Origin of the sequence: Rhodococcus sp. H-CA8f (assembly GCF_002501585.1) — a bacterium.
Lineage (GTDB): Bacteria > Actinomycetota > Actinomycetes > Mycobacteriales > Mycobacteriaceae > Rhodococcus_F > Rhodococcus_F erythropolis.
Window position 1 is genome coordinate 3,652,150 of the sequence record NZ_CP023720.1, and the last position, 23,965, is coordinate 3,676,114.

General features: G+C 61.4%; 20 protein-coding genes. 15 read left to right on the forward strand and 5 right to left on the reverse strand.

Features of this window, described 5'->3' with window-relative positions:
• The first annotated feature begins 1,549 nt into the window (after positions 1-1,549).
• Together CPI83_RS16980 and CPI83_RS16985 are read left to right on the forward strand one after the other, a co-directional pair.
• Entirely contained in the window at positions 1,550-1,948 is a 399-nt protein-coding gene (locus CPI83_RS16980; protein WP_019748023.1) for a hypothetical protein, read from the forward strand.
• A gap of 78 nt (positions 1,949-2,026) precedes the next feature.
• Positions 2,027-3,472 carry an ABC transporter ATP-binding protein gene (locus CPI83_RS16985; RefSeq protein WP_046379885.1) on the forward strand — a complete coding sequence of 482 codons (1,446 nt, stop codon included), beginning with the start codon at positions 2,027-2,029 and terminating at the stop codon, positions 3,470-3,472.
• On the opposite strand, the gene CPI83_RS16990 is transcribed toward CPI83_RS16985, so the two are convergent.
• Both CPI83_RS16990 and CPI83_RS31230 read right to left on the reverse strand, forming a co-directional pair.
• Entirely contained in the window at positions 3,450-3,827 is a 378-nt protein-coding gene (locus CPI83_RS16990) for an SHOCT domain-containing protein (protein ID WP_020969370.1), read from the reverse strand. The genes CPI83_RS16985 and CPI83_RS16990 overlap by 23 nt on opposite strands.
• Before the next feature lie 131 nt (positions 3,828-3,958).
• A complete protein-coding gene (locus CPI83_RS31230; RefSeq protein ID WP_019748020.1) occupies positions 3,959-4,210 on the reverse strand; it encodes a hypothetical protein in 252 nt (83 codons plus the stop codon).
• A 162-nt stretch (positions 4,211-4,372) separates the two neighbouring features.
• Between CPI83_RS31230 and ppk2 the strand changes: the two genes are divergently transcribed.
• Genes ppk2 through CPI83_RS17015 form a run of 4 tightly spaced genes read left to right on the forward strand, consistent with a single transcriptional unit; the run spans position 4,373 to position 10,691 of the window.
• Positions 4,373-5,197: a polyphosphate kinase 2 gene (ppk2, locus tag CPI83_RS17000; protein ID WP_020969369.1), complete on the forward strand. Its 825-nt coding sequence runs from the start codon at positions 4,373-4,375 to the stop codon at positions 5,195-5,197.
• Between the two features lie 27 nt (positions 5,198-5,224).
• Positions 5,225-7,987, forward strand: a complete 2,763-nt coding sequence (locus tag CPI83_RS17005) for a cation-transporting P-type ATPase (RefSeq protein ID WP_097387477.1) — start codon at positions 5,225-5,227, stop codon at positions 7,985-7,987.
• On the forward strand, positions 7,984-9,678 hold the full coding sequence (locus tag CPI83_RS17010; RefSeq protein ID WP_019748017.1) for a SulP family inorganic anion transporter: 1,695 nt from the start codon (positions 7,984-7,986) through the stop codon (positions 9,676-9,678). The genes CPI83_RS17005 and CPI83_RS17010 overlap by 4 nt, the downstream gene beginning before the upstream one ends.
• 47 nt (positions 9,679-9,725) lie before the next feature.
• Entirely contained in the window at positions 9,726-10,691 is a 966-nt protein-coding gene (locus CPI83_RS17015) for an endonuclease/exonuclease/phosphatase family protein (RefSeq protein ID WP_097387478.1), read from the forward strand.
• A gap of 36 nt (positions 10,692-10,727) precedes the next feature.
• Here the strand turns inward: CPI83_RS17015 and CPI83_RS17020 are convergent, their stop codons facing one another.
• On the reverse strand, positions 10,728-11,726 hold the full coding sequence (locus CPI83_RS17020) for an Lrp/AsnC family transcriptional regulator (protein ID WP_232816768.1): 999 nt from the start codon (positions 11,724-11,726) through the stop codon (positions 10,728-10,730).
• Between the two features lie 136 nt (positions 11,727-11,862).
• Between CPI83_RS17020 and CPI83_RS17025 the strand changes: the two genes are divergently transcribed.
• The 7 genes from CPI83_RS17025 (at position 11,863) to CPI83_RS17055 (ending at position 20,304) form a co-directional block, all read left to right on the forward strand.
• The gene (locus CPI83_RS17025) at positions 11,863-13,206 is read left to right on the forward strand and encodes a DUF3100 domain-containing protein (protein WP_097388200.1); all 1,344 of its coding nucleotides are present in this window, start codon (positions 11,863-11,865) and stop codon (positions 13,204-13,206) included.
• A gap of 84 nt (positions 13,207-13,290) precedes the next feature.
• Positions 13,291-14,505 carry an amidohydrolase gene (locus tag CPI83_RS17030; RefSeq protein ID WP_069145997.1) on the forward strand — a complete coding sequence of 405 codons (1,215 nt, stop codon included), beginning with the start codon at positions 13,291-13,293 and terminating at the stop codon, positions 14,503-14,505.
• Positions 14,502-15,860, forward strand: coding sequence for an L-serine ammonia-lyase (locus CPI83_RS17035; protein WP_097387479.1), 1,359 nt, complete (start codon positions 14,502-14,504; stop codon positions 15,858-15,860). Before CPI83_RS17030 ends, CPI83_RS17035 begins: the two co-directional genes overlap by 4 nt.
• A 143-nt stretch (positions 15,861-16,003) precedes the next feature.
• A complete protein-coding gene (locus CPI83_RS17040) occupies positions 16,004-16,909 on the forward strand; it encodes a hypothetical protein (protein WP_232816769.1) in 906 nt (301 codons plus the stop codon).
• A 126-nt stretch (positions 16,910-17,035) separates the two neighbouring features.
• Positions 17,036-18,184, forward strand: coding sequence for a serine hydrolase domain-containing protein (locus CPI83_RS17045; protein WP_097387481.1), 1,149 nt, complete (start codon positions 17,036-17,038; stop codon positions 18,182-18,184).
• Between the two features lie 296 nt (positions 18,185-18,480).
• Entirely contained in the window at positions 18,481-19,167 is a 687-nt protein-coding gene (locus CPI83_RS17050) for a TetR/AcrR family transcriptional regulator C-terminal domain-containing protein (protein ID WP_020969360.1), read from the forward strand.
• A gap of 9 nt (positions 19,168-19,176) precedes the next feature.
• Entirely contained in the window at positions 19,177-20,304 is a 1,128-nt protein-coding gene (locus CPI83_RS17055) for an NAD(P)/FAD-dependent oxidoreductase (protein ID WP_046378404.1), read from the forward strand.
• A 23-nt stretch (positions 20,305-20,327) separates the two neighbouring features.
• Here CPI83_RS17055 and CPI83_RS17060 read toward each other — a convergent pair whose 3' ends face one another.
• Positions 20,328-21,170 (reverse strand): SDR family NAD(P)-dependent oxidoreductase, encoded by an 843-nt coding sequence (locus CPI83_RS17060; protein ID WP_097387482.1) that lies wholly within the window; start codon positions 21,168-21,170, stop codon positions 20,328-20,330.
• A gap of 102 nt (positions 21,171-21,272) precedes the next feature.
• Positions 21,273-22,016, reverse strand: coding sequence for a GntR family transcriptional regulator (locus tag CPI83_RS17065; RefSeq protein WP_051720809.1), 744 nt, complete (start codon positions 22,014-22,016; stop codon positions 21,273-21,275).
• A 96-nt stretch (positions 22,017-22,112) separates the two neighbouring features.
• Here CPI83_RS17065 and CPI83_RS17070 point away from each other — a divergent pair, with 96 nt between their 5' ends.
• Together CPI83_RS17070 and CPI83_RS17075 are read left to right on the forward strand one after the other, a co-directional pair.
• On the forward strand, positions 22,113-23,240 hold the full coding sequence (locus tag CPI83_RS17070; protein WP_060939585.1) for a TIGR03364 family FAD-dependent oxidoreductase: 1,128 nt from the start codon (positions 22,113-22,115) through the stop codon (positions 23,238-23,240).
• A gap of 25 nt (positions 23,241-23,265) precedes the next feature.
• Positions 23,266-23,943 (forward strand): phosphonatase-like hydrolase, encoded by a 678-nt coding sequence (locus CPI83_RS17075; protein ID WP_097387483.1) that lies wholly within the window; start codon positions 23,266-23,268, stop codon positions 23,941-23,943.
• The last annotated feature ends 22 nt before the right edge of the window (positions 23,944-23,965 follow it).

A 23,965-nucleotide genomic window follows, 5' to 3' on the forward strand; every position in this document is an offset into this window, starting at 1 on the left:
GGAGATTGTCGCCTATTGGAGGCCACTTCGGATGGTTAGGGTCGAACTCACCCACGATGGCTCATCGGAACTGCAAGTCTCGTAGATTACTTGTCGTCGAGCAGGTCGAACGCTGACATCTGATCACCGAATTGGTAACTCTCCAAATTCTCGGGAGATAGGACAGGCCCGCCCCACCTCGCGGCCACTCCATGCTGCGTTTCCCACTGCTCAGCACTCTGGAGGTCGTACCATTCGTCTCCATCGTCAGTAGGACGGGGACCTCCACGTCGACGCGAACAGATTCGGAAACTGATCGCACACGCTGTGCGACATCACAACTGACTCGTCGTCGCGCCGCAAAAGCAACGCCTCCACCTGCTGCCATCCCGACTGCTGCCGCAGGACGCGTCCCGCGCGCCCCATCCCAGGTGTTCCCCTTCGCCACGGGCGTAGATCTCGCACTGGGTGTGCAGTCGCGCCACGAGCCGCAATGCGTCCGTTCCCTCGTCCAGGACTAGGTTGAGGACCACTTCCCAGGAATCGACCGGCACGCCGTCTCAGACGATGATCGGCTTGTCTCCGAGCCAGAGCGCGCTCATCGCAAGCCGAAGGGACTCCCGCCACTCAGCTAGGGCTGTCCCCGGTTCTCAAAGGGTGCGTCGGGTCGATCAGTTCACTGACCCACTGCTCGCCGACGACGGCGAAGGACGTAGAGAGTCCAACCCGGTCGGTAACCGAACCGGCGTGGGGTTCGACTCCGCGCAGTTCGGCGGTTTGGGTTGGCGAGTGAAAGTAGACTCGGCTCATCGGAGTCCTTGGTCTTGTTCGAAAAGATTGGTCGGATGTCGAAGTCAGGGTGTTTGTGAGCGAACTCGAGGAGAACGAAAGCGTGCCAGGCCACGGCCAATATGTGAGGTGAGCCGGTCCCCTCGTTGGTATCCACGCCGTGCAGAAGCCTGTTCAGCGCAGCATTCGAGAAGTGCAATCCGTAGCAGTGTTCCCAATGTCGCTCCGCTTAGTTTTCAGCCCCGCGGCCGTAGTGTCGGAGGAGTCGTAGTGGTTCGGCCGGTGTGAGGTCGTCGCGTTTGAGTTTGGAACACTTTTCGGCACCGTTTGAAGAGATGAGTCGCGTCGCGTAGGGCTCGGCCATCGAGTCTCGTTGAGGTCGGCATTGATCATTCCTTGGTTCGGCAGTAGTTCTACTCGTGGAGGTACGCGGATTTGAAAGCGCGACGCGTCGTGGCGGCATCCGGAACCTTGGTAGGTGCTGACTTTTCCATAAGGCCAGGCGTGGCGGTACGGTCGCCCGTAGCGGAGTAGCCGTTCGCGGTGACGGCGCAACGCTCTCAACTGGTTGCGGATCTGCGGGGTGTACGGCAGCGCGTTGAGGCGCGCAAGTTCGGGTGTCATTTTGCTGCCATCGAACCACGATTCGAGGTGAGCGAATATGGCGAGGACGTCGGCGCGCAATGTTTGATTTGCGCTGCGACGGGCTACTTCACCACCGTAAAAGGTCGGAATACGGAGTTATGCCAGGCAATTTCGCACTTGAAATCTAGGGGCGGTCATGGCCGAGGAATCACTGGTCAAGCAAGGTGTGGCAAAAGGAAGTGCGCTGGGCGGAGCCGTTCTTCTCGTCACCGTTGGCGTGCTCGAAATTCTCCAAGGCATCTCGGCGATATCCAAGGACGATGTGACCGTCGTCGGCCCTGAATACGCGTACCAATTCGACCTCACCTCCTGGGGATGGATTCACCTCGTACTCGGCGTGCTCGTCACCGCTGTCGGAATCATGCTCTTCACCGGCGCGACGTGGGCACGGGTAGGCGCGATAATCTTCTGTTCGCTGTCAATCCTCGCGAATTTCCTGTGGCTACCCCACTCTCCGTGGTGGTCGATCACCATCATCGCGCTCGACGTATTCGTCATCTGGGCTGTCGCGACATGGAATCCCGACGTGATCTGAGGTCTCGACTCCGGATCCACCCATCGAATTCAGCGTTTTCATCTGTGCGGCAGCAGTTTCCCTCCGGAGAGGAACATGATGGCAAACGGCACGAACGACGGCCCACTCCAGGAGGACGAACGTGCCGAACTATCCAGGTTGCGGCAAGAGGTTGCAACGCTCCGCGAGCAGACTCCCAGCGCCCGCGAAACGACCGTCGAGCAAGTCTCCCGGCCACCTCGACACGGACTGCGGTGGACTGCCGTGGCGATACTGCTGGTGTTGGTCGCGCTCCTTGCCGTCTTGTCCGTGACCACCCGCTTCACCCGTAGTCAGATACTCGACACGGACCGCTACGTCAGTACGGTCGCGCCACTGGGCGAGAACCCCGCCGTTCAGGCCGAGATCACGAATCAGATCACCGACGAGATCTTCGATCGTGTCGACGTCGAGGGGCTCACCACCGACGCACTCACCGCACTGACCGACGTGTCGAATCTTGCGGCCAACGCGCCGCGTCTGGATCAAGCCGTAGTGGGGTTGGCACCGGTGATCGCCGGCCAGGCAAAGAGCTTTGTTCATGACACGGTGGGCTCGCTCGTTCGGTCACAACAGTTCGAGGACTTGTGGATTCAAGCGAACCGATCGGCGCACAACGCACTGGTCTCGGTCATGACCGGAGATTACGGCCCCAATTCCGTCGAAGTCGATCAGAGCGGAACCGTCAGCATTTCGCTCAGTACGATCATCGACAGGGTCAAAGCAGCTTTGATCGACCGCGGCTTCGCCTTCGCAGACAAAATCCCCTCCGTGGACAAGGAATTTGTTCTCTTCCAGTCCCCCGAGCTGGTGAAGGCTCAGCGAGCCGTCTCGGCACTCGACAAGGTCTCAGCGGTGCTGCCGTGGTTGGGAATCGCTTGCGCGGCAGCCGCTGTCGCCGTTGCGCCAACCGGTCGCAGGCTCCGCGCACTGTCCCTGGTCGGCCTGTCGATTGCGTTGGGAATGCTGGTTCTCGCGATCGGAATTCTCATCGGACGCGCAATCTACCTCGACAGTGTGCCCACCGATATCCTCTCGCCAGACGCCGCGACTGCCGTCATCGACACAGTTCTGGTACCACTGCGCACGAGCCTGCGAGCGGTCGCGGTCCTCGGCGTGGTGATAGGGCTCGGGGCCTACCTGGTCGGTGGGTCGTCGTCGGCGATCGCCGTTCGACGAGGCTACGGGCAGGCATTGGACTTCGTCCGGCATTCTTCAAGCGGCCGTACGCCGAATCAGGTGGAGCGGTGGGCCAATCAGCTTCGTGTTCCGCTGCGCTGCGCCATCATCGGCATCGCCGCACTGTTGCTGCTCTTCTGGCGCTACCCCACCGGTCTGGTCGTGGGTTGGATCGTCATCATTGCGCTGGTTGCACTCGTAGCTCTCGAAGTGCTGGTTCGTCCCGCACGCGCCGCCGCGCAGGACGCCCGGCCTGACGACGCCGGAACCGACGACGCCAGGCCTGGGGCAGAAGATACAAAAACTACGCCAGCGCCTTTGCCTTGATTGCCTGGAATTCCTCTTCGTTGATCGCGCCGGAGTCGAGAAGCTCTCTGGCGTCGGCAATCTGCTGAGTCGGAGACCTGCCGGCGACGGTTCGAATGTAGTCACTCTGCGCGTGTATGTGCTGTTGAGCGGCCTCCATCGACCGCCGAGTCATTCCGTCATTCTTGACAACCACGTAGATCATCGCGGACAAGAATGGAATGACGAAGAGGAAAATCATCCACAACGCCTTGGCCCAACCCGAAGTCTCGTGATCACGGAACAAGTCGGTGATGATCGAGAACAACACGCTCAAATACGCCACAAAGGCAAAGCAGACGAAGATGAACCAGAAGAATTCCCAGAAACCTTCCATGTCAACGCTCCCTGTACTCGGTTTACACATAAGGAGTTCGGGAGGCTGACATTCCGCGCCTGAAATCTGCAGTCGGCCAAAACTCCCTGGTCCAAGGTCATTTCAGTATGCGCCGACGACGTCCGTTCCGGCTACAGTTCGAGAGGGTTCAGCACTGCGGACCGTTCATCCATTATCGGAATCACGATCATCCGGTTCGAGATCTCGTGTCTGGCCGCCTTTTCGACAAGGAGAGGCACGAAATCACGTATCCGACACCCCGCAAAACGTTGGTGAATTGTTCGCACTCTGTTTTCGATCTCCGGTGGAGGAACATTCGGATACCGGGAAATCAGGCGAGTGATCACCCGCTCGACGTGGAGCAACTCTTCGTCGCCAGTCATCAATTAATACTCGCGCCGATCGCTGACACCGTCAAGACTCGAAACGGGCTCGAAAACAACACGATTCGAGTCGCGATCCCGGAGAGAATAGGTTGACCGAATACGGGGCATACACATACGAGCGGACGATGCCCCGCGCGCTCACGTCTCCAAGGAGTGGAAGTGGGAAAGAACGCTCGGATTCTTCACGACGACGCGGCACTCGTCGCAGAAAAACCGATGAAGAACAAGGTATACCGCCACGAACTCAAGCCGATGCACGGTGAGCTCGTGGCTTTGCAGGAGTGGGTCAAATCGTCTGGCGCCAAGGTCTGCATCGTGTTCGAAGGCCGAGATACCGCGGGGAAGGGCGGAGTAATCAAAGCCATCACCGAACGCGTGAGTCCACGAGTGTTCCGGGTGGTTGCTCTACCGGCGCCGACCGAGCGAGAGCACTCGCAGATGTATGTCCAGCGTTACGTCCCACATCTCCCGGCGGCGGGCGAGATCGTCATCTTCGACCGAAGTTGGTACAACCGTGCCGGAGTCGAACGAGTGATGGGCTTTTGCACCGAAGAACAGGCTCATCAATTTCTCCAGCTCATTCCGACCGTCGAACGCGCGATCGTGGAATCGGGAGTCATTCTGCTCAAGTACTGGCTCGAGGTCAGCGAAGAACAGCAGCTCTTACGTCTGCAGAGCCGGATCGACGACCCTCGAAAGATCTGGAAGCTGTCGAATCTCGATCTGAAGTCGTTCAGTCATTGGTACGACTACTCGCGTGCCCGCGACGAGATGTTTCGCTTCACCGACACCGGCTGGGCGCCCTGGTATGTCGCGAACAACGACGATAAGAAACGCGGACGACTCAACATCATCAGTCACATTTTGAGTCAGATCCCCTACGAGCCCGTGCAATCCACTGACATCACCCTGCCGAAACGGCAGAAGGCCCACGGCTACCAGACGCCCAAACAACCGCTTCACTGGATTCCGACCCGGTATTGACGATCGCCAAGGAAAGGACGTGCGGTCATGAGCCCCACGCCGTGGCATGCGCAGAGTGGCGAATCAGTCGTGTCCGTACTGCAGTCGGACCAGCAGCGCGGACTGCAATCGAGTGAGGCCGACCAACGTCGACAACGCTACGGGTCGAACGAAATCACCTCGACGCCACCGCCGTCGACGTGGTCGATCGCACTGTTGCAACTGAAAGATCCGATGAACTTGATGCTCGTCGCCGTGGCCGCGGTCAGCATCGCCATCGGTGAAGTGCCGACAGCGATCGTGGTGGCGGTGCTCGTCGTGCTCAACATCGTCCTCGGAACTCGACAGGAGTTGAAGGCACGGGCCAGCGTCGACGCGCTCGCCAAGATGCAGACACCCCAAGCACGGGTCATTCGTGACGGGAACCTGATTCAGCTCGACGCTACCGAACTGGTGCCGGGTGACGTCGTCCAAGTCGAGGCCGGAGACATCATCGCTGCCGACGGGCGGTTGCTCGCCTCGACCACCCTGGAGACACAGGAAGCCGCATTGACCGGGGAAAGCGCGCCGATCCCGAAGGACCCGAAAACGCTGAGCAATGAGGATATTCCACTCGGAGACCGCAGCAATCTGGTGTTCCAGAACACCTCGGTCACCCGCGGCACAGCGACCATGGTGGTCACCGAGACCGGAATGCAGACGCAGATCGGCCAGATCGCGTCGATGTTGTCGGCCGTCGCCCCTGGCAAGTCGCCACTGCAACGAGAATTGGATTCTCTCACCAAACTTCTCGGCATCATCGCGTGGACAGCCGTGATCGTCATCGTCGTCATCGGACTCATTCGTGGTCAGGACCTGACAACGCTTCTGCTCCTTGGTATCGCGATGGGAGTGTCCGCGATTCCGACCGGCCTGCCAACCTTCGTCCAGGCAATGCTGGCCTACGGGGCCCGTCAACTGGCCGACGCCAAGGCCGTCGTGAAGAACCTGACCGACGTCGAAACTCTCGGCGCGACCAGTGCAATCAACTCGGACAAGACCGGCACGCTGACCATGAACCAGATGACCGTCCGATCGCTGTACGTCCACGGCCGTTGGTACACAGTCGACGGCGAAGGCTACGCCAAAGCGGGAAGGATCACGCAGGTTGCCGGCGAGGCACCGCCCGACTTCACCCTTCTCGCATACGGACTGTGTCTCGACAGCGATGCAACGGTTTCCGATTCCGGGGAAGTTGTCGGCGACCCGACCGAGGCCGCACTCGTGGTGCTCGCGGCAAAGATCGGTGCCGACGCCCCACTCACCAGACGGACCTACCCGCGGGTGGCGACGGTTCCGTTCGATTCCGCGTACAAGTTCATGGCCACGTACCACCATCTCGAAGTCGACGGCTCAAGTCAGTTCGTCGGATTGGTCAAGGGCGGACCCGATGTCGTCCTCGCTCGTTGTTCTTCGGCCTTTCTCCCCGGCCGCCGGCAGGTACCGATCGAGGAAGTCCGAGACGAACTCACGGCAGCAAATCAGTCCATGTCCGAGAAGGGTCTTCGGGTGCTGGCATTCGCGGTCAGACGACTCGACGGACGGGAAGACGCTGTCGTGGCGGACCCTATGTCCTTTGTCGAGGATCTGACGTTTGTCGGTATGGCAGGCATCATCGACCCGCTGCGTCCGGAGGCGGTCGATTCGGTGCGAACCGCACACCGGGCCGGCATCGAGGTCCGCATGATCACCGGCGACCATGCCATCACCGCCGCCGCGATCGGTGCCGAACTCGGACTCGGCCCGGGCGCGGTCGGCGGAGCCGAATTGCAAGCGATGACCGATGACGAACTCTCGGCCGCGTTGCCGAACCTGCACGTGTTCGGCCGAGTCACTCCGCAGGACAAACTTCGCTTGGTCGATGTCATGCAGAGCGGTGGCGCCGTGGTCGCGATGACCGGAGATGCTGTCAACGACGCCGCCGCGTTGAAGAAGGCCGATATCGGCGTCGCCATGGGCTCGGGCAGTGAGGTAACCAAACAGGCGGGCAAGATGGTGCTCACCGACGACAACTTCGGAACCCTCATCACCGCGATCACCCTGGGCCGCAACATCTACGGGAAGATCGTCTCGTACATCCGCTACCAGATGTCGAAACTCTTCTCGTTGGTACTCCTCTTCCTCGCTGCGAGCATCTTCAACATCAACGAGGGTGTGGCACTGACACCGCTGATGGTGCTGTTCCAGCACTTCTTCATCACACTGTTCCCCGTCGCCGTGATCATGCTCGACCCGCCGCCACCGGATCTGATGAACAAGCCGCCACGCGATCCCAAGATGCCGATCGCACATCGAAGCGCAGTCGCTCAGTGGCTCGCGTACGGCGTCTTGCAATTTGCCGTGACACTCGCAGCGATGCTTCTCGCACCCGGCGAAATGAGCACTACTGAGGCGAATGTCCCCATGACCACCGCATTCGTAGTGCTCTCTCTCGGTTCGATATTCGCTGGGTTGACCATGCGGCGTGATCCCGAGTCCGGACTTGTTCCGCCGGTTCTCGGTGCCATCAAGATCTTGACCATCCCCACGGTCGTGACCGTATTTGCCGTCGAGGCGGGTGTTCTCCAGGATCTCCTCATGACAACCTCACTGACCGGCGCCCAGTGGCTCGTCTGCCTAGGCTGGTCGCTGATCATCCCGGTTGTCGTCGAGTTGGAAAAGGCGATCCGACGCCGCCGCCTCTCACCGACACCTGTCGCCATCACCGCGACCACTGCAGTTGCCCCCGAGCGCGCCCGTCACTCCGCTGAGGGAGGGACAATCACACGATGACGTGGACGGAGGGTCTAGGTCGGCTACCGGGGATCGCGACTGCCCGCGGGTACCGCCGCGAATGGCTGCGAACCGACATCACAGCGGGGCTCGTCTTGACGGCCCTGCTGATCCCGGCGGGGATGGGCTACGCCGAGGCCGCCGGATTGCCCGCGTACGCCGGTCTGTACGCAACCATCGTGCCGTTGCTCGCGTATGCGGTAGTCGGACCGTCGAAGATTCTTGTACTCGGACCTGATTCGTCGCTGGCACCGCTCATCGCCGCCGCAGTCATACCGCTGGCGGTGGTCGGCGATTCGGAGAACGCGCTTGCACTAGCCGGAGTTCTCGCCGTTCTTGTCGGGCTCATCCTGGTGATCGGCGGATTCCTGCGTCTGGGTTTCGTGACCGAACTCCTCTCGAAACCGATCCGCCTCGGCTACCTCAACGCCATCGCGCTCGTCGTCGTAATCGGTCAGATTCCCAAGCTGCTCGGTTTCTCCGTCGACGCGTCCGGCCTCCTCGGTGAAATCGGTGAGATCGGAAAGGCTCTGGCCGGTGGAGATGTCGATCCCCTCGCTGCCGTCATCGGCGTGGGTTCGCTCATTGTCATTGTGGTCTTCCGGCTCTGGGTACCTGTTGTACCCGGTGTGCTGGTCGCCGTCGTCGCGGCAATAGTCTTGTCCGCCGCCGCCGGTCTCACCGATGACATCGGCATGGTCGGCGCACTGCCGGAAGGACTTCCCCTCCCCTCTCTCGGTGGAGTCACCTGGCAGGACGTCGGGCACCTGATCGGACCGGCGGCAGGTATCGCGCTGATTGCCTTCGCCGACACCGGCGTTCTCTCGCGCACCTTCGCCGCCCGCCACGGCGAGGACGTGAACGGCAGTACCGAGATGAAGGCGATCGGTGTCGCGAACGTGGCCGGCGGACTGTTCGGCGGATTTCCGATATCGGCGAGCGGATCACGGACGCCGGTAGCCGAACAGAGTGGGGCGCATACACAATTGGCCGGTGTCGTCGGAGCACTCGCCGTCCTGGTGTTTGTCCTCGTCGCTCCCGGACTGACGGCATATCTGCCCGATGCAACACTGGCCGCCGTCGTCATCGTCGCCGCGTGTGCACTGATCGACGTGGGCGGCATGGTCCGCATGTGGCGCATGAGCACCGTGGAATTCGGCCTCGCCGTCGCGGCGTTTCTGGGCGTTGCCCTGGTCGGGGTGCTTCAAGGCATCCTTGTTGCGATCGGACTCTCCTTCGTAGCGGTCATCGCGCAGGTATGGCAGCCACATCGAACCGAACTCGTCGAGACGGGCGAACCCGCGGGATTCCACGACGTCGAACGCCACCCGGACGGACATCGCATCCCCGGCCTCGTGTTGGTGAGATTTGACGCACCACTGTTTTTCGCGAACGGCGAGATCTTTGACGAGTACGTTCGCTCCGTCGTCGCCAAGGCACCCGACCCGGTCGAATGGGTGGTCATTGCCGCCGAGCCGATCACCGGACTCGACACGACCGCCGTCGACGAACTCGTCGATCTGGATACATTTTTGGAGGGCAAAGGAATTCGATTGGCATTCGCGGAGATGAAAGGTCCGATCAAGGATCGACTCATCCGATTCGGGGTCGGCGACAGGTTCGATTCGACGCACTTCTACCCGACCATCGAAGCGGCCGTGAACGCATTCCGCACCCGAACCGGCGACTGACAACGCCAGGCGATCGGGAGCCTAAGCTGCATTAGGTACCGTTTGGTATGGGATTCACGACGGACAACGTTCCGGCTCGCCGTATCGCTCAGGTCGCCGGGGTGGGTGGGATTGCCGTCGGTGTCATTGCGCTGATCTCGTTGTACTCCACCAAGCCGATCAACCCGTTGATCGCCGTGGCCTCCTTTGTCCCGATGCTGCTTGCAGTCACACTCGCAGCGTCCCTGATATGCCTGGTTTTTCGCCGCTGGATCCTGCTGGCGATTTCGGTGGTACTGATAGCGGTGGGCGCGTCGGTGATCAGTCCACTGTATGTAGCAAACAGTTCCGAAATCGACGGGCCGTCTCTGCGTGTAATGCAAGCGAACCTTCTCTTCGGGCAGGCAGACCCCGTCAGTTTGACTGCGACGGTGCGTGAGAAGGCAGTCGATGTCCTGACGGTTCAGGAACTGACCACATCACTCGAAGGCTCTCTGAGAGATCAAGGGCTCGAGCAACTGCTGCCGCATCACTACTTGGTACCGGACGAGGCCGGCGGGGGTGGCGCAGGTATTTACAGTCGTTATCCGCTGACGGAAACTCGGGAATTGAACGGCTTCGGACCTACCAATCTTGTTGCTGAAGTGGGATTCTCAACCGCGTTCACCCTTCTGGCGGTTCACCCCGGACCGGCGTACGTGACCCCGCCCGACGTGTGGACTGCCGAGCTGAGCACTTTGCGAAACGCGCTCGACGCCGCTGCCGCGGAGGGAACCGTCGTCGTCAGTGGCGATTTCAACACGACCTTCACGCACAAGCAATTCCGTGACCTTCTCGACGTCGGCTACTCCGATACCGCAGACCAATTGGGAGTCGGCATCGTTCGCACCTACCCGGCGGACAAAAAATTTCCCGCGATCGTCGGCATCGACCATGTACTTCTGCGGGGTGCACAGGCGAAGTCTCTCGAGCGCATCGAGATCGAAGGTTCCGATCACTACGGCTTGATCGTCGACGTGGCGATCCCCCAGTAACCGGAGAGCACCCGATCCGCGCGAACGCGTTGCGGATCACCCGTGCTTCGGCATGCTTCGACCCGACACATCGATCGTTCGATGTAGATGATGCGGCGTACGCAGGACGATCGACCGGTCCACCACGGATACGCCCGGAAACTGCTCGGCGAGATAACCTTCCAAACGCTGCACGTCGTCGATCGAGCGCAGCCACACCGCCAGTGCGATGTCGTAGCTGCCGATCGTCGAAGCAACAAGCCTCGCCTCACGCAGGAGGGAAAGGCGCTGAGCAATGGCTTCCTTTCGCCCCTCGAGACGTAAGAAATACCAGGCGTAGACCGGCCAGCCGGAGTAGGGCCGAGCAATCTCCGTACGGACGACCAGGCGCCCCGTCGACAGCTCGTGAGAAAGGAGCGCCCCGGCGCGAGCCGGCGTGACTCCGAGGGCTGCAGCGAGGGCCGAGACGGTGATTCGTGGTTCGCGAGAAAGGATGTCGAACAGCTTCGACTGTTCGTCTTCGCTGGCGCGTACCCCACGACTCTTCGCCGCCGGGGCCGACTCGAGAGCGGCAATTTCTTCCGCATCGAGAGCACGTAGACGCCAGTTTCGTGCGTCGGAGTTCGCCGAGGACACGATCTGAGTTCGCATCGCAGTGACCATCGGCAGCGATCGTGTTCGTTCCAAGACATACCTGGACAATTGATCGAGGTCAGTGCAGGTGAGCGTGACGAGTAGATCCCGATTGCCGGTTGTGAGATCGACTGTGAGAACTTCGGGATCGTGCGCGATCTGTTCGGCCACGCTCAACGTCTGTGCCGGTGCGCATTCGATCTCGAGCAGTGCGGTCGCCGACACGATGGGACCCCCACGGTACGCAGCGATCCACGCGATCCCTTGCGAGTGCAGACGCTCCCAACGCCTGGTCAGGGTGACCGGATCGGAACCGATCGCGCGTGAAAGCTCGGACCACGAGGCTCGCGGCCTGATCTGCAGTGCGTTCAACAGCCGAAGATCTTCGTCCTTGAGCACCTGATCCTGCACCGAGGACCTCACTTTCAAAAGAATGCTGCACCGAAACAGGATCGAAACGCATCGATCCTAACTTCATCACATCAATAGTCCACCAAATCCTGAACCTCGAGAACGCTTGCTTCTTGCGTTCGTTCGCCCCCTCGAGAAAGACACCGACATGACCGAAGCATTCCCTGTCTCGCATGACGATTCTCCGGTCAGCGATCAAACCCCGACGCAAAAGATCGTTTTCGCCTTGAGGTCGCCACGGCTGTGGATCGTGGCGATTCTGCTCCTCGCGCTTGCGGCAGGCGCTCAACTGATCGGCCCCGCAGTGATTCCTGTCGGCGCTGCCGCCATCACGATCTTGCCCATGGTGTGGGGACTGATTGCCGGCGGTGCCGTCTCGAGTCAGAAGTGGAAACCTCTCGGCCTCGATCTTCAGGCCGCAGCCTCGGCAATCATGGGGCTGGCTGTTCTCTTGCTTTGCGCGAGACTGTCTTTCACCATCGGCCCGAACATCCAACTGTTGTTCGAGGCGGGCCCCGCCCTGCTACTGCAGGAACTGGGGCACTTGTTCGGCACTATCGCTCTCGCACTCCCGTTGGCGGTACTCCTTCGGATGGGACCGGCCACCGTCGGAGCCACCTTCTCCATCGACCGCGAGGGGTCCTTCGCGATGGTCAGTGAACGCTACGGTCCCGATTCCGACCAGTACCGTGGTGTCCTGTCGACGTACGTCTTCGGCACTCTGTTCGGTGCCGTGCTGATCAGCCTGATTGCGTCGCTGGCGACATCCTTCAACATCTTCGACCCCCTTGCATTGGCGATGGGTGCTGGGGTCGGATCCGGCTCGATGATGGCTGCCGCTGCCGCCAGCGTCGTTTCGGCGCACCCCGAGATGGCCGACCAGGTACTCGCCGTAGCGGCAACATCCAACATCATCACCGGCCTCCTCGGCGTGTATGTCGGCATGTATGTCGCACTCCCCCTTGCCGATCGAATCTACGGCGCACTCACCAAGCGCTCGAAGACGACCAGCGAACGGAAAGCCGACACTGCCCCACGAGCGGTTGCGCCGAGCGTCACCGTGCCGCTGACCACCATCGTTCCCATTCTGTTCGTCGGTGGGGTCATCGTCTCCTCGATCGCAGCGGGTGGCGTATCTCGATCGATCATCGTCGGTTACCTGATCCTCACCGGATTGTTGCTCCTGGGCGTCGGCGTGGCCCGCCTGACGCGCGGCAAGATCGCGGCGATGATCGCAATCATCACCATCGGCGCCTTGGCGACAACACCGTGGTCCCCCATCGGTGATTTCGTCTCGAGCACCGTCGGGACTGTCGACTTTCTCTCGATCTGCACCCTCACCTTGACTGTCGCAGGTCTCAGCCTCGGCAAGGACCTTCCCTTGCTCAAGACGATCGGCTGGAAGATCGTGCCCGTCGGAATCGTCGCGATCCTCGCCTCTTACCTACTTTCCGTGGTCGTCGCGGAGTTCGCGCTGGGCCTCTGGCACTAGAACTGCACCCGAAGACGCTCAGAACTGAAGACACCGCGATCCGAAGACACAGAGAACCAAAGATGTTGAAAGGAAGCAATACCCATGTCCATCGCTGACACCCTCACCCACACAGACTCGGTTTCGAGCACGATCGAGAAGTGGGCATCACGCCTCATCGATGTCAGCCACACGATCCATGCTCACCCAGAGCTGGCATTCGAAGAGCATCGGGCGTCCGCCCTCTTGGCGGACGCCGCACAGGAAGCCGGCTTCACGGTTACTCGCGCCGCCTACGGCCTCGAGACGGCATTCGAAGCTGTGCGAGGCTCCGGCCCCTTCCGCGTCGTAGTCTGCGCCGAGTACGACGCCCTTCCCGACATCGGTCATGCGTGTGGACACAATGTCATCGCCGCTGCCGGACTGGGAGCAGCTATCGCGCTCGGAGAGGTCGCGGAGGAACACGGCCTGACCGTCGTCCTTCTCGGTACGCCGGCCGAAGAACATGGCGGCGGGAAAGTCTTGCTGCTCGAACGTGGCGCATGGGAGGGCGCGGCGATGTCGATCATGGTCCACGGCGCTGCAGGTGAAGACGTCAGTTGCACCGTCACCGGAACGCAGGCAGTCGATCGGTTCGACGTGACCTACACCGGACGAGCCGCACACGCGGCCGCTGCGCCACACAAGGGCATCAACGCAGGTGACGCCGCCACGATCGCCTTGGTCGCCATCGGACTTCTCCGTCAACAACTTCCGTCCGACGTCAGGCTCAACGCCTATGTCGAGCACGGCGGCGAAGCAACAAACATCATTCCGGCCTCGACGTTGGTGCGAGCGGAAGTTCGGGCCGCAGAACTCGACGTGCTGTTGGACGCCAAGCGTCGCATGCTCTCCTGCTTCGAGGGCGCAGCTGTGGCCAGCGACTGCTCCTGGTCGACCGAACGCGCCGAACCGCGCTACGAGGAGCTTGTTCAACATCGCGTGCTGGCGACGATCTGGGACGAGGAGATCGCGAGCCTGGGCCGCACCGCGGCCGCCCGAACTCCCCTGACCGGCGGCTCGACGGACATGGGCAACGTGTCGAAGGTGGTCCCCTCGATCCACCCGATGATCGCGTTGCGCGGCGTCACCGGAGTTCCTCACACTATCGAGTTTGCCGCTGATGCCCGCTCCGCAGCGGGCGACGAAGCTGTTCTGCACGGAGCAATCGCAATGGCGCGCACAGTGATCCGAGCCGCCACCGGGGACTCGCGCTCCAATCTCCTGACGATTGCGGCCCAGCGCGAGTCAGGAGCGACCACCGTCACGAGCGCCGAATGAGCACCACCGGCGTCTATGTTTCCGCTCTCGAATTCTTCTCCATCGGCATCGGACCCTCCAGTTCACACACGGTCGGTCCGATGCGCGCCGCTCGCACTTTCGGCGGCGAGCTCTCCGCCGCCGGCTTGAACGCGTCGGTCGACCGAATTCGCTGCAACCTGCACGGCTCTCTCGCCGCCACCGGAATAGGTCACTGCACTCCCGACGCGGTGATTGCGGGACTTCGTGGGTTGGATCCTGAAACGTGCGAGCCGACCGACGTTCACGGGCGATGGGCCGAACTGTCGGACGGCGGATCGGTGATGCTAGTCGGCGGTTCACTCGGACATGTTGTGTTCACTCGCGAGGACATGGTGTTCGAGCCACTCGTTCGCCGTCACGGGCACCCCAACTCGATGACACTGACAGCCTTCAAGGGTAACGAAATCGTCTGTACGAGTACATATCTGTCGATCGGTGGCGGATTCGTACTGCGCGCCGGAACGGAGACGCAAGCAAGCACGCATTCGATCAACTCAGGCTATCGAACCGCGAAAGAGCTACTGGCGGAATGCGGCTCCGGAACCATCGCCGAACTGGCACTGTCGGACGAAATCGCGATACACGGCCAGGATCGAGCATTCAACGGCATCGACGCGATCTGGTCCGCGATGCGCGTCTGCATCGAGCGCGGTACCCAGACCGAAGGTGTATTGCCCGGGCGTCTCGGAGTTCGCCGAAGAGCACGGTCTGCGAACATTCAACTGGAACAACGTAACTGCGCACCATCCTCACGCGAGTGGCTGACCGTCTATGCCATGGCGGTCAACGAAGAAAATGCAGCAGGTGGCCGCGTGGTAACGGCTCCGACGAACGGTGCCGCAGGCATCGTGCCTGCGGTGCTCTACCACCACATACGTGCGACGGGCGCCGGCGCTCACGACGTTCGAACCTTTCTCCTCACCGCAGCCGCAATCGGATCGATCATCAAGGCGAATGCCTCGATCTCGGGTGCGGAGGCGGGGTGCCAGGGTGAAGTCGGAGCTGCCTGCGCGATGGCGGCAGCCGGCTTGTGCGCTGTCATGGGCGGATCACCACGACAAATCGAGAATGCAGCTGAGATTGCCATGGAACACCATCTGGGGCTGACCTGCGATCCGGTTGGTGGCCTGGTCCAAATCCCCTGCATCGAACGAAATGCCGTAGCCGCCTCGACTGCAGTCACCGCAGCTCAGCTCGCATACCTGGGTGACGGGACGCATGTGGTGAGCCTCGATACCGTCATCGAAACCATGCGCCAAACCGGAAACGACATGTCCGTGCGTTACAAGGAAACCAGTGAAGGCGGACTCGCCGTCAATGTCGTCGAGTGCTGAGGGGATGTCGAGTGCTGAGGGGATGTCGACGGCAGCGGCGACGGCGGGCGGACGCCATCGCCGGAAATATCATCCTCTCGAACGATGAAGTCCGGTGTACCGATTTCTACACTCGTTGACATGACTTTGTGGACGGTGACCAGATGATCGCTCATCACGCTGGAGGAATCCCACTGCACAACTCTCCACTGCACAACACTGCGGGGCCGTCGCGCTCGACGCAGTCCTCCGGTCGCAAGATCGCCGCGTTGATCGCGTTGGTCGCCGGTTTCTCCGCTGCCTTCGTTCTCGCCCCGGGCATGCTGACGAGTAGGCCGGGCGATGGGTACGCAGGCGAGGGGGAACTCGTCGAGACGGTTCGCGCCGCGTTCGTCGAATACTGGAGTTCCGGTGTCCAAGACTTCTCTCCGAGCTTGGAGTCCGCTGTCGACTACTGGCTGCGTTACCACGTGGCCAAGGCTGTGATCGCGGTAATCCTGCTGACGGTTCTGCTCGCACTCGGCCGCATGCTCAAGGCGTCGTTCGTGAATGCCGGCCCTCTGACGACTGGAAAGAAACTCGCATTCGTCTCGGCGGGAGGCCTGGTCGCGCTCCTCGCACTGTTCTCTTCGGTACTCGTGATGGCAAATGTCCAGGGTGTTGTCGCACCCTTCTCTTCGCTGATCTCGATGTTGCCCGTGGCCCAGACGGACGGGGCACTCTCCGAAACTGTCGGGCAGGTCCGACAACAGCTCGCTCAGTCGACGGGCACCGGAAATCAGCAAAGTCCCGCCCTCGAACTGATGATCAGCGACTTCGCGCGGTATCACTTGGCCATGGCGGTGATCGCGCTGATCGCGGCAGCAATATCACTGGCCGTGACTGTGGTCGTGTGGGCACGCCTCGCGAGAACGGCACGATCCGAGCGACGGACGAGATTCATGTCGGGGTCGATAGGTCTTCTCACTGCACTGTTCACGCTGGGATTGATCGTTGTCGGCGTAGCAAATATGGGCACCGCGGCAGACCCCGCACCGGCCCTGGCGGCGTTCTTCGACGGCGGGCTCTGACCCAAGTCAAGGGTTCAGACCAGGGTTCCGTAGTCCCCCGGTACGGGTTGAGGAGGTACCTGGGGACTGCGTCTGCCGTACCCGGGGTCGATGTGTGAGTGCCCTCGGACAGGCAGAGTTCGACTCATGAAAACCGGAGCAAGACGCATCATGCTTGTCGGCCTGTGCAGCGCCATCATTGCCGGCGCTGTAATCAGCTGCAGCACGGACAATCCCACATCCACCACTGACAAGGTCATGGACTCTGCCATCACCGGCCAGCTCGATTCGATCATCGACGCTGCGGTGAATTCGACGGGGATTCCCGGTGCGATGGTGGGCATTTGGGGACCCGACGGCAACTATGTGAAGGTTGCAGGAGTCGCCGACACTGCAACCAAGGCACCGATGGAGACCGACTTCTACCACCGGATCGGTAGCGTCACCAAGACATTTACCGTCACCGCCCTGCTGCAATTGGTCGACGAGGGAAAGATCGGTCTCGACGATCCGATCTCCCAGTACGTCGACGGGGTCATGGAAGGTGATGCGATCAGCTTGCGTCATCTGGCAGGGATGCGCAGCGGCCTCGTGGACTACACGACGTCTGAACAGTTTGTGATGGAATATCTTTCGGATCCTCGCCGAACTTTCACACCGGAGGAACTCGTCGGATACGTCAAGGACCTCCCACTCCAACTTCGACCAGGGACCACCGTCGACTACTCGAACACCAACACTATTCTGCTGGGAATGGTGATCGAAAAGGTCTCCGGCTCAAAACTGTCGGACGTCATCGACACCAAGATCACGACACCACTCGGCATGGAGCACACCAGCTTTCCCACGACCAACGCGTTCCCGACACCACACGCACAGGGTTACACCAACCAAACGCTCGACGAATCCGTGACCGCGGCGACGGACTGGAATCCGTCGTGGGGCGGCGCCGCGGGTGCAATGATCTCGTCGTTGGACGACATGCGCATCTGGGTTCCGGCGCTGGCCAAGGGCGATCTCCTCACCGACGACACTCAGAAGCAGCGCCTGCAGACCGTGAACTTGAGCGAAGGGGACGACAGCTCCGGCTACGGACTCGGATTGTTCAACAGCGGTGGCTGGATCGGTCACAACGGAAGCCTGCCCGGCTACAAGACAGTCTCGGTCTACTTGCCCGAGAAGGACACCACCCTGGTCGTCTTCATCAACACCGACATCGACGGCGAGACTGATCTGACCAGCGCGTTGATGGTACCGATCACCAAGTTGATCAGCCCCGACAACGTCTACGGCTGATCACCTCAGGTCCGATCGACAATTCAGACAAAAGTGCCATATCGGGTTCGATCTGTCGATAAGCTCGACCGTCGGCAGATCGAAACCCGAAAGAGGCGCTCATGGGATCGTTGAACGACTGGCTACTCAACAGCGACAGCCCGCTCGTGGGCATAGTCGGCGGCATCCTGCTGACGATCGCAATGCTCTCCGGCGGTACGGGCATGTAGCCCATTAACATCAGCATGTGATTCGTGACATCTTCACGTGACTCAACGAACATGTTCGTTACGAACATGTTCGTGTACGGTGAAAGCATGCCCAACCAGCCAGCAAGTCCATCGAGCCGACGCAATCGTCCGGCCAAACCCGCTCTGACACGCGAGGGCATCGTCAGTACCGCGGTGGAAATCTTGCGGTCGGAGGGGTTGCAGAAGTTGACCATGCGTCGACTCGCCCTCGAACTCGACACCGGGCCGGCGTCGCTGTACGTGTACGTTCAAAATACCGCCGAATTGCACGCCGCCGTTCTGGACGAACTGCTCGGAGTCGTGGACCTCGCCGAAAATTCCTCCGGCACTTGGCAAGCGCGCCTCGAACGGGTGCTGACGTCCTACACGGCCATACTGTTCGATCATCCCGGCCTTGCCCAGTCGGCTCTCGTTTCCCGGCCCAGCGGAGTTCACTACGTACGCCTGCTCGAGCGCCTGCTGGCATTGCTAGACGAAGGCGAAGTCCCTTCGGGTCAAGCCGCGTGGGGCGTGGACTTGCTGCTGCAGTACGCGACGTCCACTGCTGCCGAACACTCGGCGCCGAACAATTCCGCCGACTCGGATGCCCAATGGAGCGCGTTGACCGACGCAATCCGGAACGCAAACCCGCAGACGCACCCACTCGTCGCAGGCCATGCAACAGCTCTACTTGCCGGTGAACCCACCGCGCGCCTCTCCTGGGGATTCCGCACGCTCATCACGGGCATCGAGAACACCCCACTCACTTCTTAGGAACCCACCATGAACCACTACCCCATCGCAATCATCGGCGCCGGCCTCGGCGGCCTCACCCTCGCCCGAGTCCTCCATCTCCGCGGAATCGATTCGGCGGTATTCGATTTCGAATCCGGACCAACAGCTCGGACCCAAGGCGGGATGCTCGACATCCACGAAGACTCGGGCCAGATCGCGCTTCGTGCCGCAGGCCTCTACGACGAGTTCCGCGCACTCGTTCATCAAGGCGGCGAAGAGACACGCGTCCTCGATCGAAATGCCGTCGTGCACCTGAGCGAGCAGGACACCGGAGACGGCGACCGCCCGGAAATCGACCGCGGCCAGCTGCGTGACCTACTGCTCAGCTCAATTCCGAAAGAAACAATCCGCTGGGGAGCAAAGGTCCGCAGTGCCCATCCGTTGCCGGACGGTCGGCATGAAGTCCACCTCGTGGATGGCACCCACTTCACCACCGATCTCCTGGTCGGCGCCGACGGCGCGTGGTCGAAAATTCGCCCACTGGTTTCAAACGCCACTCCTGCCTATACCGGAGTATCTTTCGTGGAGTTCGACCTTCACGACGCCGACAACCAGCACGCGAAGGCCGCTGAAACAGTCGGCGGCGGAATGATGTTCGCGCTCAGTGCCGACAAGGGCTTCCTTGCCCACCGTGAGACCGACAACAGTCTGCACATCTATGCCGCCCTGCGAGTTCCCGAGAACTGGTCAGCGAGTGTCGACTTCTCCGACGATCATATTGCGAAGAAGATTCTGCTGGAACACTTCTCGGACTGGGACGAGTCGCTGCGGTCACTGATCGTCGAAGCGGACAGCTCGCTGACCCCTCGCCCCATCCATGCTCTTCCCATCGGGCACAGTTGGAGCCGTACTCCCGGGGTCACTCTGCTCGGGGACGCAGCGCATGTCATGTCGCCGTTTGCCGGAGAGGGCGCGAACCTGGCAATGCTCGACGGCGCCGAACTCGGCGAGGCGATCGCGTCACATAGCGGCACGGAGGAAGGACTTGCTGCCTACGAAGAACGACTCTTCCCACGCAGCGCCGCATCGGCACAACAGTCGGCTGACGGTCTGGACATGTGCTTCGGCGAGAACGCACCCCAGGGGCTCCTGGACATGTTCAACTCACAACCGTGACCTGACGAATTCGGATCAGGTCGTCATGCCTCGAGGGCAAGCGACGAAGACAAACCACGGTGGGCTTCGACTTCATCGAGCAGTTGGTGGGCTTTCTGCTCGACCACGGACAGTGCATCGGCGCCGGCGACCCACCGACGCGGGGGTAGCGGCGAATCGACAAGTGCCACAAGTGCCGCGGCAAGTTTCACCGGATCCCCACCCTGGGCACCGTTCATGCTCTTCCACGCTTCGACGGTCTTGCCAGTCCGGGCGTCGTAATCGTCTATCGACAATTCAGGCCAGATCGACGACGCACCCTCGACAAGCAGTTCGGTCCGGAAGAATCCCGGCTCCACGATCGTCGTCCCGATTCCGTACGGTTCGACGTCGAATCGCAATGATTCCATCCAGCCCTCCAGCGCAAATTTCGACGCGGCGTAGGCTGCGCAAAACTCCTGACCAACCAGGCCCGCAAGCGAACTGACAGTCACGATATGTCCACTCCGTTGCCTACGCATCACCGGCAACACCGCCCGTGTCACATTGATCGGCCCGAAAAAGTTGGTCTCCATCTGAGCGCGAAGTTGCGCCGGACTGACAACCTCGAAGAACCCGGCGTAGAAGTTTCCGGCGTTGTTCACCAGCACATCGATTCCACCGAATCGTGCAACTGCCGTGTCCACCGCAGCATATGCGGCTTGTTCGTCGGTGATGTCCAAGGCAATCACCAACAGGTCGTCATGCTCACCGATTGCTGCAGAAACACGGTCCGCATCACGCCCCGTTGCCACCACCGCGTGCCCGCCGGCAAGAGCCGCCTGCGCAATGTCGACTCCCATGCCCCGGCCTGCGCCGGTTACGAACCAGACCTTCTTGTCACCCATGTTCACTGTCCTCCCGTTTGATGGAGTCCAGTACAGAACAGATTCCACGGGCCTGGGAGTGCCTATCGTTCCCGGTAACAGCAGACCCCCTCGACGCCCCTCCTACTCGCGAAGAGTCGTCAAGAAGGCAATACGGTCACCACGGTAGAGCGAACGAACGCGCTCGATCGGCACACCCTCCGGATCGACAGACGTGCGGTGCAGCAGAAGCATCGGCATCGAGGTCGTGGACTCGACGAGCGTTGCCTCACGCGGTGACGCGAGCACCGTCTCGATCCGTTCGGTTGCGGAGGCGAAGACCACGCCGATGGAACGGATGGCCGCGTACAGCGACGTCGTGGCATCGAAAGCGTCGAGCATTTCACCGAACCTGCTGTCCGGCAGGAAGGTTGATTCGAGTCCGATCTTCTCACCGTCGGCAAAGAGGACACGCTCGAGATGAACGACGCTGTCGCCCACCTCGATACCCAACTCCGTGGCGAGACCGTCGTCGGCCGACATTCGTTCGAACGTCACAACCTTACGACTGGGCACTCGCCCAGCACTCAGTGCGCCTTCGGTATAAGAACGAATCGAGAGCGGCTGAACCAACTTCGGACTCGCGACGACAGTGCCCCGCCCCCGCCGCTCGATCCGTCCTTCGACAAGGAGATCACGAAGCGCTTGACGGACCGTCTCGCGAGCGACAGTGAACCGTGCCGCCAATTCCCGCTCGGACGGGACTGCGTCGCCCTCCTCGAGCCCACTGAGAATGGTCTCGATCTCGGTGCGCACCCGGTAGTACTTCAGCTCCGGTTCGATCACGACGCTCGAGGTCCCCGGCCCGGTGGACGTCTGCTGATTCATGGCGCAAGCGTACAAGAATTCGGTCTATACCAATTGTTAACCTGGAGTTCGTCTCGATTCCCCCTATTGGTCTAGACCAAACGTCACTATCTCTACATGCGAATTTTGATTGTGGGCGGAGGAATCCTCGGAACGGCGCACGCCGACGAGGCAATCCGCCGGGGACACGACGTCATCCATCTCGAACGCGAGCCCGAAGCCCGCGGTGCAACGGTACGGAACTTCGGATTGGTCTGGGTATCCGGGCGTGCTCCGCACGAACTCGAAGCCGCGCTGCGTTCGCGCGAGCTGTGGGCGGACCTTGCCGCCCGTGTCCCCGGCGTCGGATACCGCCCGGCCGGCTCCATCACCCTCATGCGCACCGAGGAGGAGGTCGCGGTCGCGCAGGAAGCATTCGCTCGGCCGGACGCCGATAACCGAGGGTTCGCACTTCTCGATCCCGACGCCGTTCGCGTCGTCAACCCCGCGCTCCGGGGCAAGTTTCTCGGCGGACTGCACTGCACCCTGGACGCCGCTGTCGAGTCACGGCAAGCGCTCCCCGCCATCCGTTCTTACCTCGAATCCACCGGCCGTTACACCTTCCACGCCGGAACGGAAGCCCGCGAGCTCACGACGAACACCCCCGGCGTACACATCCGCGACGATCACGGTCGCAACTTCGACGCCGATCTCGTGATCGTCTGCCCCGGAGCAACACTCGGCGGATTGGCCCGCGATCTCGCCGGCGATCTCCCGTTGCGACGTGTGCGCCTGCAGATGATGCAGACCGCCCCACTCGGCGAAAAGCTCACCACCGCAATCGCTGACGGTGACAGCTTCCGCTACTACCCCGGTTTCGCCGGATCTGCCCTCGATCACCTTCGCACGGTGCAGCCACAGGAACCGACTGCCGAGGAGCACCGCATGCAACTCCTGTGCGTGCAGCGCTTGCACGGCGGTCTGACCATCGGTGACACCCACGAATACGAGGAGCCCTTCGACTTCGACGTCGACGAGGCGCCCTATCGCCATCTGTCCGGAGTCGTGGAAACACTTCTGGGACGCGATCTTCCGCCCATCGTCAAGCGATGGGCGGGCGTCTACAGCCAGTGCCTCGACCCCTCACAACTTGTTCACCGCGCACAAGCCGCCGACAACGTCTGGGTGGTTGCCGGTCCCGGTGGCCGCGGCATGACGCTCGGCCCGGCACTGGCGGAACAAACCGCCGACCAGCTCGGTCTCTGAATCCTTCCGACAAGAAAGACTTCTCATGTCTCCCATCACCCTTGCCGTTCTCGACATGGCCGGCACCACCGTCGCCGACGACGGACTGGTTCTTCGCGCGTTCGCCGCCTCTGCCGAAGCCGGCGGACTGCCTGCCGAAGGCCCGGAAGCCGACGCCGCTCGCCAGTACGTCCTCGACACCATGGGCCAGTCGAAGATCGTCGTGTTCCGGGCGATCTTCGGTGACGAAGACCGTGCCCAGGCCGCGAACGCCGCATTCGAAACCACTTACGATTCCCTCATCGACCAGGGCCTGGCCGAGCCGATCCCTGGCGCGGAGAAGGCGATCACCACACTGCGCGAGGCCGGCATCAAAGTTGCCTTGACCACCGGATTCAGCCGATCGACACAGGACAAACTTCTCGTCGCGCTCGGCTGGGAAACCCTCGCCGATCTCACCCTCTCCCCCGCCGAGGCCGGTCGCGGTCGACCGTACCCGGACCTGATTCTGACTGCCCTGCTCAAACTTTCGATCGACGACGTCCACCAGATCGCCGTACTCGGCGACACGTCCAACGACGTGCTCAGCGGCATTCGTTCCGGCGCATCCATCGTCGCCGGAACTCTGACCGGCGCACACGACGAGCAACAGCTTCGCGACGCCGGAGCCACCCACATCGTCCCGTCGGTGACGGAGTTCGCCGAACTCCTCACCCACTCCTGATCTCACCTCCGAAAAAGGAATC